8 protein-coding genes are annotated in these 16559 nt (G+C 37.4%); 1 reads left to right on the forward strand and 7 read right to left on the reverse strand.

What is annotated here, in order from left to right; translation table 11 throughout:
* The first annotated feature begins 66 nt into the window (after positions 1–66).
* Entirely contained in the window at positions 67–1701 is a 1635-nt protein-coding gene (groL, locus tag FRZ67_RS04350; RefSeq protein WP_147188364.1) for a chaperonin GroEL, read from the forward strand.
* A 202-nt stretch (positions 1702–1903) separates the two neighbouring features.
* Here the strand turns inward: groL and FRZ67_RS04355 are convergent, their stop codons facing one another.
* The 7 genes from FRZ67_RS04355 to FRZ67_RS04385 form a co-directional block, all read right to left on the reverse strand.
* Positions 1904–3592: a CRTAC1 family protein gene (locus FRZ67_RS04355; protein ID WP_147188365.1), complete on the reverse strand. Its 1689-nt coding sequence runs from the start codon at positions 3590–3592 to the stop codon at positions 1904–1906.
* Between the two features lie 275 nt (positions 3593–3867).
* A complete protein-coding gene (locus FRZ67_RS04360) occupies positions 3868–5226 on the reverse strand; it encodes a vanadium-dependent haloperoxidase (protein ID WP_147188366.1) in 1359 nt (452 codons plus the stop codon).
* Positions 5223–8573, reverse strand: coding sequence for a VCBS repeat-containing protein (locus FRZ67_RS04365; RefSeq protein ID WP_147188367.1), 3351 nt, complete (start codon positions 8571–8573; stop codon positions 5223–5225). The genes FRZ67_RS04360 and FRZ67_RS04365 overlap by 4 nt, the downstream gene beginning before the upstream one ends.
* A 317-nt stretch (positions 8574–8890) precedes the next feature.
* On the reverse strand, positions 8891–10777 hold the full coding sequence (locus tag FRZ67_RS04370; RefSeq protein ID WP_147188368.1) for a RagB/SusD family nutrient uptake outer membrane protein: 1887 nt from the start codon (positions 10775–10777) through the stop codon (positions 8891–8893).
* 11 nt (positions 10778–10788) lie between these two features.
* On the reverse strand, positions 10789–14040 hold the full coding sequence (locus tag FRZ67_RS04375) for a SusC/RagA family TonB-linked outer membrane protein (RefSeq protein WP_147188369.1): 3252 nt from the start codon (positions 14038–14040) through the stop codon (positions 10789–10791).
* A 156-nt stretch (positions 14041–14196) separates the two neighbouring features.
* The gene (locus FRZ67_RS04380) at positions 14197–15252 is read right to left on the reverse strand and encodes a LacI family DNA-binding transcriptional regulator (protein WP_225975507.1); all 1056 of its coding nucleotides are present in this window, start codon (positions 15250–15252) and stop codon (positions 14197–14199) included.
* 501 nt (positions 15253–15753) lie between these two features.
* A complete protein-coding gene (locus FRZ67_RS04385) occupies positions 15754–16506 on the reverse strand; it encodes a L,D-transpeptidase family protein (RefSeq protein WP_147188370.1) in 753 nt (250 codons plus the stop codon).
* Positions 16507–16559: the final 53 nt, after the last annotated feature.

Here is a 16559-nt window from a genome sequence, read left to right on the forward strand (position 1 = left end):
AGCTTAATGGCATTAATGTCGCCTGGTACATAAATTACTTATCAAAAATTCCAAAAAACTAATATTATGGCTAAACAACTCTTCTTCGACATTGAAGCAAGAAATAAAATGAAGCGTGGTGTAGATGTTCTTGCCAACGCTGTAAAAGTTACATTGGGACCTAAAGGCCGCAATGTTGTTATAGAGAAAAAATTTGGTGCCCCTGCAGTAACCAAAGATGGCGTTACAGTTGCTAAAGAAATTGAACTGGAAGATGCTATCGAAAACATGGGCGCACAAATGGTGAAAGAAGTTGCTTCAAAAACTGCAGATATTGCAGGTGATGGTACAACTACCGCAACTGTACTTGCACAATCTATCATAAGCGAAGGTTTGAAAAACGTTGCTGCGGGTGCAAATCCAATGGATCTGAAACGTGGTATTGACAAAGCAGTTGCTGCTGTAATTGCTAATCTTCAGAAACAATCCCAGGCTGTTGGCAACGACGGTAAGAAAATAGAGCAGGTGGCATCCATCTCTGCCAATAACGATAACGGTATTGGTAAACTGATCGCACAGGCTTTTGCGAAAGTTGGTAAAGAAGGTGTTATAACTGTTGAGGAAGCAAAAGGTACTGATACAACTGTTGATGTTGTAGAAGGTATGCAGTTTGATCGCGGTTATATTTCTCCATACTTCGTTACAAACAGCGAAAAGATGGAAGCTGAATTGCAGAACCCATACATTCTTATTTATGATAAGAAGATATCTGCAATGAAAGACATTCTTGCTATTCTTGAAAAAGTTGCGCAGAGTGGCCGTCCATTGGTGATTATTGCTGAAGACCTCGAAGGTGAAGCACTGGCAACATTGGTGGTAAATAAATTACGTGGCACTTTGAAAGTTGCTGCTGTAAAAGCTCCAGGTTTTGGTGACCGCAGAAAAGAAATGCTGCAGGATATTGCTATCCTTACAAAAGGTATCGTTATCAGCGAAGAACAGGGTTATAAATTAGAAGGTGCAGACCTTACTTATTTAGGCCAGGCTGCTTCTATCACAATTGATAAAGACAATACAACAATCGTTGGTGGCAAAGGCAAGAAAGAAGACATCACTGCCCGTGTTAACCAGATAAAAGCACAGATCGAATCAACAACTTCTGATTACGATAAAGAAAAATTACAGGAACGTCTTGCTAAATTAAGCGGTGGTGTTGCTGTTCTTTATATCGGTGCTGCTACTGAAATGGAAATGAAAGAAAAGAAAGACCGTGTTGACGATGCTTTACATGCAACACGTGCTGCTGTTGAAGAAGGTATCGTTCCAGGTGGTGGCGTAGCTTACATTCGTGCTACTGAATCTTTGGAAAAACTGAAAGGTGTAAATGAAGACGAAACAACCGGTGTTGCTATCGTTAAAAGAGCACTGGAAGAACCAATACGCCAGATTGTTGCCAACAGCGGTATTGAAGGTTCAATCGTTGTACAGAAAGTAAAAGAAGGTAAAGGCGATTATGGTTTCAATGCACGTACAGAAGTATATGAAAACCTTTTCAAGGCCGGTGTAATTGATCCTACAAAGGTTACACGTATAGCCCTTGAAAATGCAGCTTCTATCGCTGGTATGTTGCTGACTACAGAATGTGTGGTTGCTGACAAACCAGAACCTAAATCTGCTGCTCCTGCAATGCCAGGTGGTGGTGGTATGGGTATGGATTATTAATCATATTCGTATTACACGAATTATAAAAAACCCCGCAGTTACGCGGGGTTTTTGTTTTGTATATCTAGTGATACCAGCTGCAATTTTTTATAGCATCACCTGTTGCGTCGCAAGCACTTCATCATTGTGTTATCATAGCAGCATTTAAAGAGAGTATTAAAAGCTTATTTAGAACAATCTTTTAAGTTCTCCTTCAAGGAGGTTAGAGTACTTTCCTTTTCCTCAAAAAGATAAAAGCAATTAAGCCAACACAGGCAACACCAATTAAGATATAGATAAGTGAATTGCTTCTCTTTTGAACAGGTATTGGAATCTCTTTTATCGTTATCAATTGATTTGGCTTTATATTGGTAATGGTCTGCTTATTCCCACCTGTCCAGTAAACAGTTATTTTATCTATGGTAATTGCATTACCTAAACCAAAATGTGCGATCACAGAATTTTGAGAAAGATGGCTGGAACTTCCTCCATCAATTTCTCTTATCATTTTTTTACCACCTGCTTCTACTTCAATTTTTGAACCTATACCATGGCTCTCAGCCTGTATACCTTGTAATGCAATTTTTATCCAATTACCTTTTGCAGAATCGTTCCTGTATAACCTTGTAATGGAAGGCACAGGATAATTGGGATATACCGCTTCCTGGTTTACAACAAGCAGGTCAAGGTCTCCATCATTATCATAATCAAACACAACTGAACCGCGGCCAATGCCATAATCTGCTAACCCATAAGCAGAAGCTTTATCTGTAAACTTTCCATTATTATTTTCAAAATAGAAGTCTGCCATCGGATGACAATCTGGATTCAGATCACCATTAGATACAAACAAATCAACATCACCATCATGATCAAAATCTGCAAAATTTGCGCCCCAGCTTATAGCAAACGATCCCAGGCCCAACTCTGAAGTTTTTTCTATAAATGATTTTCCGGGACCCTGATTCACCATGAACATGTTGAACTTTATGTTCGTAAAATAATAATCCATCAAACCATCATTGTTATAATCGCCAACAGCAGTGCCCATAGAGTTAATGCGCAGATCCATTTTATTTTCTTTTGCAACATCAACAAATTTTTCTTTGGGATATTGATTCTGCAGCAACATATCAGGTGTACGCTTATAACCAAAATCATGGTTCACAATTAAGTCCTGGTCGCCATCATTATCATAGTCAGTAAACACACCACCAAAACCAAACCCACGATAATCCAATCCATAATCTCCATACACATCTTTAAATTTCTTGCCGCTTTCATTCAATAGCAAATAACCTTTTGCAATTTGGTTTGCGCCAACAACTGTTGCATCATTTATAACACTCAATTTTCCTTCGTATTGGTTAAAATAATTCCCGACATAAATATCAGCCCAGCCATCTGCATTGAAATCTCCAAAACTTCCGCCTGTGCTGAATGAATACATCTGATCCAATCCATATTCTTTTGTTGCATCTCTGAAAGTGCCGTTACCATTATTCAAAAACAACAAATTTATTTCTCTTGGTATGGCTTGCTTTTTATTCCTGCTTGTTATGGTTGTAATAAACAGATCAACGAATCCATCCCGGTTTACATCTGCGCTTGACACGCCTTGTGTTACATAGTTTTTTGTAACACTCAATCCTGATTGTTCAAACACATTCGTAAATGTACCGTTGCCATTATTTTTATACAGCACATCATCATTCATGCCGCCGGTGATATATACGTCTTCAAACCCATCGTTATTATAATCAACAACGCATGCGCCACCGCCAAACATGCCTTCGTATACTTTAAACACATGTTTGATTCCGGCAGAATCAGTTACATCTTTGAATCTTGTTTGAGAAAAACTCTGTCCAATAAGGAATACAAAGCATACAATAAATAAATGGCGAAACATGTTTTGGTTGTTATATTTTATAAGGAGTTTTTTATGAGCCAAACTATATTGCTGCTATTTAGCTTTCGTTGCGTCGCACACTTGTACCGAAGTAAAAGTTTCAGCAGTTTACGAGTTTACCTGTTCACGAGATCTTTGGATTTGAACAACGCGTAAACTTGTGAACTTCGTAAACTCGTAATCCATTGCTGCACAAAGTTCCGAACGTATAAGCGAGTGACACAACAGGCGATGCCATTAGTTACAAAAGCCGGGTTTATAAAAAATATTAGTACTTATACATTCCTTTTCCAATGCAAATGATTAACATTATTACCAATTTCTTTTCCTTTATCTAACCCTCTTGCATTATCCTGGGGTGTATGTATGCCGCCATAAAATCTTGAATTAGCAGTTTCTTCTGCTGCCTGCCAGAATGAATTAAAGTGCCGGGCTTTAAAATCTGTATTTCTTATATCGTCTCTTGGTCTTCCAACATGCAGGCTATCTGTGAATTCAAAATTATCTCCGTATAGATCGGTGAGCACTGTAGCCATTGCGCCTGCCTGTATCGCATGCCCCGAAGGAAATGCAGGGAATGGCGGATCTGGCCAGAACGATTCCCAGCGCTGATCTATATGTTGCGGCACAAATGTATTGGCACGTTCTGTAAAGAACTGATACTTCCACTTCCAGCAACTTCGAAATGCATCTGCCAGCGCCATACCAAGCCTGGCATAGGTTTCAGCGCATTTTATAAGATCAGGCTTTATTTTTCTAATAGCAGCAGTAGCAAGGTAATAAGAATGCCCCGGCGGTGTTGGCGTTACTTCCGGATCATCGGCCCACCATATGGCGGCTTCTTTTTCCTGTTGTGTTAAATTTTTTTCTTTTTCATATACCTGCATGAACTGGTTGTAATATGGAGAGCCCTTTGTTGAGTCGTAAGAAATAAATGCAGGCGCCTGGATTGCAGAATCAACTGAAAGAAATGTTCTGTTTTGCCCCCAATGCGGATGCAATGGAAAGTGTGTGAATGATTGCGCATAAAGTGGGGGCTGCCAGCATCCGGGCTTTTGTTCAAATACTAATTGCTTATCGAAATTATTTAGATAGCCACGATGCCCGCCATCTGTTTTTGACCATTCAAAAATTGATTGTGCAATTTTTTTTCCATATGCAATTGACCTGTTTACAATGCTATCGTTATTGATCGCATCTTTGTAGAGTGCTACAAAATGTTGTTCAAGTGAATCAATTTTTGTTTTATTTACATCAGAAGTTTGAATGTAAATATTGCGCAGTATCTCAGCCTGTGCTGCGTTTAAAGACAATTGCCAATTGCAGGCAAGATTTTTTTCAGGAACCGGCAAATTGCCCAAGCCATTTAGTTGTGGCGCAACAGATTGATATTCCGGATAACCATTAACAACCGATTCATACATTGTAAGACCAATGTATCCAAAACACCGGGATGCAAAAGTTGGCGAATTGGCAGGTGTATTTTTAGTAATATAATTGGTCATATCTGCCCACGCAGTTGCCAATTCAAAATCCTGGGGTAATTTTTCTTTTTCCTGTTTGCATGATGAAATGAAAATCAATAACAACCAACAGGATATAAACGCCTTTAAACAAAATCTTACCTGTTTCATTTTTTTTGTTTCAACAAAGTGTAAGCAATTAAATTTTTTCCACAAATACCAAAGTAAATTTTATCGTTGATCTTAAGACAGCTTCTTACATCGCCGTGTATATTAAAGCCGGATTCATTTTGTTTAACGTATGTAAAATTCCCTTTGCCATCACCGGCAAGCAATACGCCATAATTAGCATCAAATTTACCAAGCCTGATCTTTGTGTAACTGTTGTTACCGCAAAGCAAGAGGTCAGTTTTTCCATCGTTATTGAAATCTAATGTATCAATTGTATATACTGGTGAATACTGAACTTGCACCGGTAATTCTTTTATCTCAAACTTTCCGGATGCATTACTTATAAAACAAGTTGTAGCCATGTGATCTGCAACAAGATGACCAGCATCTTTAATATCTTTCTCTTCAAATAATTCATCCATTGTTATGTCTGCATAACTTTTAAAATCTGCAAAGCGTTTTCGTAATATAGGCAACTGACCTACCAATTCATCACGTGTTATATAAGGATATTTTTCGCCTTGTATATAAAAACTAAATATTGGATCTACAGAACCATTCTTATCAAAATCCTTGTAATACATTTCTAGCGGTTCTTTCTCTGTAGCTTTAAATTGCGTATTTAAACCCATATTGCCGATGATAAGATCAGGATGCTTATCTCCGTTTAGATCACCAACAGAAATGGTATTCCACCAACCAGAATATTGTTTATCAAAAAATTTGTTTGTGCTGTTTATTAATTTTCCATTCTCTATTTTAAAAACAGTTACGGGCATCCATTCTCCTACAATTACCAATTCATTTTTTTGATCGAGATCAAGATCAACCCAGACTGCATCTGTTACCATTCCAGGTTTAAAAAGCTCGGGACAAACAGTTTGTGTTTGATCAGAAAAATTTCCTTTGCCATCATTGATCAGAATATAACTCCTAGGTGTTTCAGGATAACGACCCGGAACAGCTCTGCCACCAACAAAAATATCAGGAGCGCCATCTCCATTTATATCCTGCACCCGAACACACGATTTGCTGCCACTAATATTTGGCAAGCCTTTGCTTTTTGTGAAGTTGTTGTTCCCATCATTTAGATACAAACGATCCTGTAGTAATGCATCTGTATCGTTGAGGTCATTGTATCCATCACTGGCTATGTAAATATCAGGATGATCATCTGCATTTGCATCAAAGACAGCAATAGCTGCATCAGCACAAGCTTTATCCTGTTCAAACGCGGGAATATTTTTTTGAGTGAATGATCCGCTCTTTTGCTGCAAAAATATTTTTGTTGATTCGCCTGCTGCACCTCCAATGATCATGTCAACTAAACCATCTTTATTAACGTCGTCTTTTGTAATACATGGGCCACTATATGAAAATTGATTGATCAATAACAATTGACGATTGAAATCATTTACACTGGTGTCAATAGTCTCCTTATACTTTATTGGGGAAGCAGTTTCAGTAAACCATGACTGAATTTGTTTTGCCTGTAAGGATTTATCATGCGCATCTCTTTCTGCAAGTTTTAAAAACTGGTTTGCTTTTACATCAAACATTTTCTGCGCTTTGCCATTTGGCCATGTTACAATAAGCGAATCAACTTTTTCAATATTACCCAAACCAAAATGAAGTATGGATGAAACACTGGAAAGATAACCTCTTGCAGGGTTTTGTTCTAATCGCTGCGTTTGTCCGTTATAAAAAATTTTTATCGTTGCCCCAAGGCCTTGAGTGTTTCCTTCATTGCCTGTAAGCTGTACATTCAAAAAATGATTGCTGTTTAATTTCTGCGATTCATTCCTGTAAATAAATGCAGGCTGATTAATATTATTTACTACGAGATCAAGGTCTCCATCATTATCCAGGTCCGCATAAACAGCGCCATTACTGTTTGAATGTTTATTGACTCCCCAATCAATAGTTTTATTTTCAAATGTGCTGCCTTGTTTATTTTGAAACATGTAATTCACCACATTGGAAGAGGGCATTTGTTTTATAATATCCATTACATCTTCACGCTGCAGTCTTCCTTTTGAAGCAACATACTCATTCATGTAATTAATAAAATCAAGATTCGTATAGTCCCTGTAATAGCCATTGGTAACATACAGGTCTTTCCATCCATCATTATCATAATCGGCAAAGAGTGCAGACCAACTCCAGTCTGTGTTTGAAATGCCTGCTATTTGCCCTGTTTCACTAAACGTATTATTGCCATTATTTAATTGCAACATATTACGCATGTACTGGTAATAAAAACCACTACGCACATTCAAATTAAACTTGTCATAGTTATCAGGTGCAAGCAACAATTTCTGCCGGTGATTATCTTCAGGCAACATGTCAAGTGTAAAAATATCCGGCAGGTCGTCATTGTTAATATCAGCGACATCATTACCCATCGAGAACTGGCTTGTATGCCCGATACTGCTTTGCATCTTATTTGAAAAAGTTCCGTTCTTATTATTAATGTATAGATAATCGGGTACTGCATAATCATTAGACACATAAAAATCAGGCCACCCATCTTCATTAAAATCAGAGATACCAAGCCCTAATCCATAACTCAATTCAGAGCCGTTAATGCCTGCTTTGATTGTTACATCTTCAAATTTCCCGTTGGTCTGTTTGTATAAGCGAAGACCTTTTTCATTATTATCTTCTTTAAAAAGTTTTGCGGTAGCTTCTACATTGAGTATTGGTAAGTTTTTCGGATTATGATTCAGCAGCAACATATCAAGATCACCATCTTTATCGTAATCAAAAAAATAAGACTGATTGCTGTAACCTGCACTGGCCAGGCCATACGCCACAGCCTGTTCTTCAAACATGGGCACTCCCCTGCTGTTATTGCCCTTATTTATAAACAGTTGGTTTACTCTTTTCTCTGGTGGCAATGCACCTGAGTAACATAAATAAATATCAAGCTTACCATCACCGTTTATATCAACAACATTAACGCCTGTTTTCCATGGGCCGGGCCTGCCTCCTGCTCCACAAAATGAAGTGATATCTTCAAACTTCATATCGCCTTTATTGAGGTATAGTTTATTATCACCCATGTTGGAAGTGAAATAAAGATCAATAAGTCCGTCATTATTAAAGTCTCCGGCGGCAACGCCACCTCCGTTGTAGAAATACTCATACATCAGAATATTCGTATTCAACCCTTCAGTAAGTGTGTTTTGAAAATTGATATTTGTTACTGAAGCATCGAGCAGTGAAAACAATTCTTTGCCTGTTTCTTTTTTCTCTTCATTTTTATTTTCTGTGGTCTGTTCATTACAGGCACATAACAAAAAAAAGCAAACCACAAAAGAGTTAATTCTTATAAAGAGGTTCATTGAAATATTCGATATTAATGTGCAGGTAATTTAAGACGAAAGTTTTTATTATGCACCAAACTTCTTTGCCACTATTAAACTTTGTTGCGTCGCACTCTTCAACGCTTTATTCTTTGTTAAGCATTAAGCAACGGTCAATAGCTTAGCGGGTAATTTTTTGTAGCATATATAACAGAAACCTGAAGTGTGCGACGCAACAAGCCCTGATGAAAGAGATGGTGAACACTTCAAAAAAATAAATTATATGTTTCTATACTTCGTTAAAGAAAAAATCTATCCCGTTGCCGGGATAGATTTTGAAAAAACCAAACTACCTGCTATTGTTGGTATCCTGGGTTTTGAATTAACTTATCATTCTTACTCATCTCATCTCTACTGATAGGTCTGAAATACATTTTGTCTTTCCATACCCTTGTTTCATTTTCAGTATTGTCATAAACTGTATAAGTATAATCATACACCGTTTCATCATGTTTATAAGGAACAAGAATGGATTTACCTGGTTTTAAAGTGGCTTTTACATTTATAGCTTTTACACCCCGACCTACGGTAGTTGCAGGAATCATCCATCTTCTTGCATCGTGATAGCGATGTTCTTCATAAACAAGTTCTACTCTGCGTTCATTGCGATAACGATCTCTAAGCGTTGTTCCTGCATCTGTGATTGCAGGCATACCAGCGCGGAACCTGATCTTATTGAGCCATGTTCTTGCTTCATCTTCCTGGCCTAATTCTATACATGCTTCTGCATAATTCAATACCATTTCTGTATAACGTATAAATGGCCAGGGAATAACCTGTCCGTTTGATTGATTATCTGGCAATGCAGGATTTGGATCGATGAATTTACGTGTGTAATAGTGTGTACGGCTTCCGTTCCAGTTTTCAACCGGAGATTCACGTGTGTCAATTCCATTTATAAAACCGCCGGCTCCGTCAGTATAGTAACCAGTTTGGATTTGATTGACAGGGTCTCTTCCTGAAACATCAGATGGTCTTGGCTTCCAGTCTGCACCATCATACATTACAGTACCATAAAACCTTGGATCGCGATTAGTATATGGATGAGCTTTTTCTTCTGTATTATTCCAGTCAAATTTAGATCCATCCATCATTTCATAATCATCTACTAATTGCTGAATAGGAGTGTTACCGGCCCAGTTATGATAACCATTAGGACCATTATTGATACCATAGTGAATACCGCCTAAAGGCCAGTTGTCTTCCTGGGTGTATAATGTAGTGGAAGTTCTTTGGAAAAGAAGTTCCACTGATGCAGCTGCATCAACACCTGGCGCACCACTTTTACCTCCCATGGCTATTGAGATATAGTTCATCTTTCCCTCATCAGTGGATGCGGGTTCCGTTAGATCCAATTTATACCCCTGAGCTGCATCGATTACAGCTTTCGCAGCATCTTTAGCGGCCTGCCATCTTGTAGCCTGGTCTCCTGAAGTGTAGCAAAGAAATTCTATATTGCTATAACTTGCTAATAAGCTCGAATTTGCCTTGGCTTTGGTAGCATCGTGCAAATCACTCGCTGCATATAAAAGTACTCTTGACTTTAATGCCATAGCAGATATTTTAGATGCACGACCATCAACGGTTGTTTTGCCATCAAGTAAAGTAGCCGCCTGATCCAAATCACTCACGATAAAATTTACACATTCTTCGTAAGTATTTCTGGCTATGGTGTAATCTTCATTGAGCCCATAACTATGATCAATGATAGGCACACCACCGTAAAATCTTAAAAGCTGTTGATAGTAATAGGCTCTTAAGAAATGAGATTCGCCTAATAATTGATCTTTTAATGAAGCATCACTAAAAGTTGCGTTAGGAAGGTTTTCTAATGCGACATTTGCTTCTCTTATTGCTGTGTACATGTTATCCCAATAATATGTACCACTCATCCATGCCAAAGCTCCAGGCTCTTCGTTACCTTCTGTAAACGTATTAATGTTTCTGCCTGCATGCGTAAACATTGCTTCATCTGTATAATCTGCAAGCGCCTGCTCTTCAAAACCACCGTAACCAAGATAAGAATAAACGTTTAACACGAAAGCTGTAGATAAAGACCCATCGGCCCAGGTAGCGCTACTGGATATAGCATTCTGTGGAGTAGTATTAAGAAAATCTGTATTACAGGAATGTATAAATATCAGCGCGCCTAAGGAACCAATAATAATTGATAATTTTTTCATACATAATTTTTTTAGAAGGTTAAACTAAACCCTGCGTTGAGCACCCTTGATTGTGGATAATACACACCACTACCCGCTGTTGCTTCAGGATCAAAAATCTTCATTTTAGAAACTGTAAATAAATTAAGCGCATTAACGAAGATTCTAAAACTGCTGATTTTCGCTTTATCTAACAATTTAGCTGGTAATGTGTAACCCAGTTCTATATTCTTTAAGCGGATATAGTTTTTACTAAAAAGGTAATAAGTATTATTACCGTAGAGGCCGCCCGTATAATAAGTATCTCCGCGAATCGCAAGCCTTGGGTCTGTGCTGCTTGGGTGATCTATAGACCAACGATGATCATAAGAGTATTGCAGATAATTGCCAATATCTCCAGATTCGGTTTGAACACGTATTGCTGCACCTGCTGCGCCCTGGAAAAGCAAATTCAAATCGAAAGATTTATACCTTGCTTCTATAGTGGCACCATAGTTAAAATTGGGGAAATCGCTTTTTTCGATTCTAACTGCATCATCAGGCGTAATTTTTCCATCGCCATTTACATCCTTAAATTTCATATCACCAGGTAATAATTGTCCGGTAATTCCGCTGTAATCAAGGGTGGTTTTATCGATATCTGCCTGGTCTAAAAATGCCCCATCTGATTGATACACCAAAAATGCGTTATATGGCTTTCCTTCCTGCCACTGGTATTGAGGTGTTGAATGGCTTTCTGCTGCATCTATTACTTTATTTTTCGCATAGCCACCATTTATGCCAGCCCTAAAATAAAAATCCTTATTTATATTTGCTTTATAAGCAAGTGTAAATTCAAATCCTTTATTGTCAATTCGACCTCCGTTTACCGGGGGCAAAAAAGGTCCAATACCTGCTGACGCTGGAACAACACCTTGGTAGTCAACCAGCATACCACTTCTTTTGTTATAGAAATACTCCAATGTTACATCAAGGTGGTTATTTAGTACAGTTGCATCTAAACCAACATTGTAATTATTCGCCACCTCCCATGTAAAATCATTGTTTGCCAGCACAAATTCGCCGAGTGTTGTTGCTACCTGACTATTTATCGGATAGCTTCCAAATTGGTAGATTGAGAGATATTGGTATTCTTTTAAAAGTCCATTTTTATAAGGCTGATCATTACCCATTTGCCCATAAGAACCTCTGAGTTTTAAATAGTTTATACCCGGTACCTTGAAAAATTTCTCATTTGTGAGATTCCAACCAAGAAGTATTCCAGGGAAGAAGCCAAATCGTTTATCTGGTGGAAGTATATATGAACCATCATATCTCCAAAGAAATTCTGCCAGATATTTTTCTTTATAATTATACTGAACCCTTCCGTAATAACCGAGTTTAGCTCTGTCAAATAGCCTTGTAAAATAAGTGTCATTTGATGCAGTTTGCGTTAGACCGCCAACAAAAAGCTGGTCAAGTGCCGGAGAAATGAAGTTCCTGCGAAATGCCTGGAAATTATCTCCTTTAAATGTTTCTTTAGTGACACCTGCTAATATAGCTACACTATGATTCCCTATTTTAGCGTCATAATTCAACAATGCCGTTAGATTGGTATTTAATACGGAGTAATAAGTTTCTGTTAATCTCGGATCAGTATAATTTGATCTTATAGCACCAACTAGTTTTGGAGTTACACCATCATCTTCGTATGTAATCCTGTCCCAATAATAAAGCATCCAGGGTGTTTGCCAGACTTTATTTAGCTCACTGTTTTTATCAATTGCACCAGACAAAGTAAGTTTTAAACCTTTAATCCAGGGGTTGCTAATATCTATTGCGCCATTGGCTTGAAGATAGTCAGTTGGGTCTTTTTGATAACCGGTAGCATTTGTTGTAATAACATAAGGATTCTGGCCGTTTTCAATATCGGGTCCTGGCATCCCGTTTGGCCAAACTTCTGGTTCAGTAGGTCTTCCGCGCATTAGCATACGAAAAATTGAACCGGCACTTTCAGTGGGAAAGTGCCTGTCTTCCCGACGAGCCAAAATACCAATTGTAGTATTAATGTAATTACTAATTTTAGCAGTAACATTGGTTCTAAAATTATATTGCTGGTATCTTGTTGCAGAATTATTATAAATCGCATCTTGATTTACATATCCAATCGAAGTAAAATACCTGATATTTTCTGATCCACCACTTATTTGAATATTATGTCTTGATTGGGGCGCCCAGGTTCTAAACGCATCTCCAAACCAGTCTGTATTTGGATACCCCCATGGATCACTACCGTCTGCATATTTTTTTACCGCATCAGGGCTATAGTTTGCATTCAATGTCTGCACGCCTTCTGTGGGTGAATCATAACTCCCTGTTTGTTGAATTGCGGTCCATGCCGCCTGCCATTCATTTACCGGAATACTTTTGTAAATCGGTATCTCGTTCATAATATTTGCATATTCGACCGCATTGGACATTTTTGGTATAGTGCCAGGTTGTGTATACCCTTGATTAAAATCATAAGTAATTTTAGGCTTACCTGTACTACCTTTTTTTGTTGTAATAAGAATTACACCATTAGCAGCACGCGATCCATAAATAGCCGCAGAGGCATCTTTTAATACTGAAATATTGTCGATATCTCTTGGATTTAAACGACCAAGCCCTCCATCTCTTTCCGGAACTCCGTCAATAACTATAAGTGGTGAATTATTCCCAATAGTGTTTACGCCGCGGATGTTCAGAGATGCACCATCATAACCAGGTTCACCACTGGTTTGAACTACAACTAAGCCTGGTAATCTTCCGGCCAAAGAGTTTGATAAATCGACGGCAGGGGATTTCACTACTGCATCTCCTTTAATAGCACTTACAGCGCCGGTCACAGTTACTTTCTTTTGAGTACCATAACCCACTACTACTACGTCTGTTAAATTTTCTGAAGCTATGGTTAATGCAACAGTTATATTTGTTTGATTGCCAATTGTGATTTCTTTGTTCTGATAACCAACATACGAAATTATTAATACCGCATTATCATCAGGCACTGAAATAGAAAATTCACCATTTAAATTAGTGGTAGTGCCTTTTTTCGTTCCCTTTAATAGAACAGATACATTTGAAAGGGGTGCCCCCTTATCGTCTGTTATTTTTCCTGATACACTTTTATCAGGAGCCGTTTTATAAAAATTTTTTGCCAGAGAATTTTGTGGCACTAATAATATGCCACTTGAGAATAATACCGGCAGTAAATAACATAACCCTTTTTTTAGTAAAATATCTTTACATATTTTTTTTCTCATAACAAGCAAATTGGAAGTGGTTAAAAAATAAAATGCGTAAACGTTTGCACAAAACACATGCTAACTATCATTCCAAATAATTTGTTTCATCTAATTTTTAATTTTTGAGGTTTGTAAAGAAAAACTAGTTAGTTTTTAAATTAATAACGGTGTTTTCTAAGCCTTTTTTCCTGCCGATGATTCACGATAACAAAGGATAGGTTCTAATACAATTTTCTCTTTTTCTTTTACAGTACTTTTACTATCGTTTATTTTAATCATCTCCATTAATAAATTAAATGCTTCCTTCCCCATCTGCACTGTTTGCTGATCAACAGAGGACAAGGCCGGAGTAATGTGTTCATCAAAACTTTCATTGGCAAAACCGATAACTCCAAATTCATCTGGTATTTTAAATTTTCGTTCTTTTAAACATTTAATTACGCCAAGCGCGGTATAATCTTCAACAGCAAAAAAAGCATCAGGCGGCTCTACAAGTTTTAAAAAATAATCCACGGCTTCTTTCCCCGATTCAATTGATACGTTACCCTGGTATATATAATTTTTCTCTGCCTTTTTTTGATTTGCCTTTAAAGCATCTTTATAACCATTTAAACGATCCCTGAAACCTTTGATATGCTGCGGGCCGGCGACATGTGCTATCCGTTTATATCCATTTTTCAAAAGATGCTCAGTAGCAAGGTATGCACCCTTATAATCGTCAACCACTACCGCAGGGACTTTTAAATCCTCATTCGTACGATCAAAAAATACAAGCGGAATATTTCTTTTCTTCAACTCAACATAGTGTGTGAAGTCTACAGTTTCCTTTGCAATGGAAGCAAGTATCCCGTCAACTCTTGCACTTAAAAATGTTTCTATTGCTTTTTTTTCTAGCGCCGATGTCTCTTCTGATTGATAAAGAATTATACTATATCCGTTATTGCTTGCAACATTTTCAATACCATGTACAACAGATCCAAAAAAATTCATTTGTGCACTTGGTATAATTACACCTATAGTATGAGATTTGCCTGACCGCAATGATGAGGCAAGCTTATTTCTCCTATACTTCATCTGCCTTGCTTTCTCCTGAACGAGACGCTTCGTTTCTGTGCTAATACGGGGATGATCATTCAATGCCCTTGAAACAGTTGCAGTCGTTAGGTTCAATTCCCTGGCTATATCGTGTATGGTTATTCTATGAGACAAACTTTGTGCAATCGTGTGCACAATTTAGGAATTTCCCAAATACCAAAGTAAAAATCTCATGTATTTTTTTTAACACCTTTTTACCAATTTATAAGTGGAATTTACCAAAACATCGTTTCAAGTTATTAAAACCTTATTAATCAGTCTGTAGTATTCTCAATTTAGGCAAATGAAAATTATACTTCATAATTTCATTTACCGGTTCACTAAAATGCGATTTATAAGACGTTTCTTTTTTCTATGAAACCAACTTAAGCTTTCTATGGCAAAATCCCTTGCCTTGTATTTTTCGTCTGTTTATCTTAGAAATTAATTACCCATTTACTTCAGAAACATATTTGTATTGAAATACAAAATTTCTGCAATCCAAAAATCAAATTATTATTGTGGAATTATAGTAATTGAAAAAGCCTTAGTACTTAACAAGCAAAAGCAGATAAATTAAGATATTAAAATGCAGACAAATGTAAAAAAGTACAAGTGAGTGACACAACAGGTGATGCTATGTAGCAATGGAGCTGGCTACATAATTGAATATTCTCCTTTATGATTAATAGTAATAACAGGCAATTGTTTTTCCTTATCAAAATAATCATACGCTTCTTTAAGCTTTACGGAAAAACTTCCGATAGTAGGGTTATCTTTTGTAAAACGGTTAAGGTATTCAATGCTCTGAGGATTATTGTAACGAACAGGGAAAATATGCACTGGTATAAAATCCTGCCCATTATTTTTTGCAGAAGCCGCAAGCAGATATAATTCCTCTATTTGCATGTCATTAATAGGAATGCAACCAACCGTAACGCAACTACCATGTATATAAATACCGCCACCGGGTCTCAATGAATCACTTAGCTTCTTATCTGATTGATTTGGGTAATTCAGCTTAAGTGATAAATGAAAATCGCTGCGTGGATTGAATTCCGTTATATAATAAAAACCTTCCGGCACCTGGTAATCACCTTCCATTCTTTTGGGGCCGAGTGTGCCTGCAAGCGCACAAACCTTATAGGTTTTAAATAATTTGAAAGCCTCATTTTCATTATTACGTACCCAAACCTCCATCTGGCTGTCGTATTTAAAAGAACGGATATAAATTTCCTTTGGAGGCCATTGCAGGCCGGCTTTTTCAAATTGTTTTATTAATGTATCCTGTTTGGTTTTTACTGCAACAGCAACTTTTGGAAAACTCTTTTGTGATTGAAAAAAAGATGGTTGTGCCACTACGGCAAAAAATAGAAAAGAGAAAAATAAAATTAATGAAAAGGCTTTCATAAGGGTAAAATTAGGGATTAAAGGGTTTTTGATATCACTTTAAAAGCTTAAAG

Source organism: Panacibacter ginsenosidivorans (genome assembly GCF_007971225.1).
In the GTDB taxonomy this organism is placed as follows: Bacteria; Bacteroidota; Bacteroidia; order Chitinophagales; family Chitinophagaceae; genus Panacibacter; species Panacibacter ginsenosidivorans.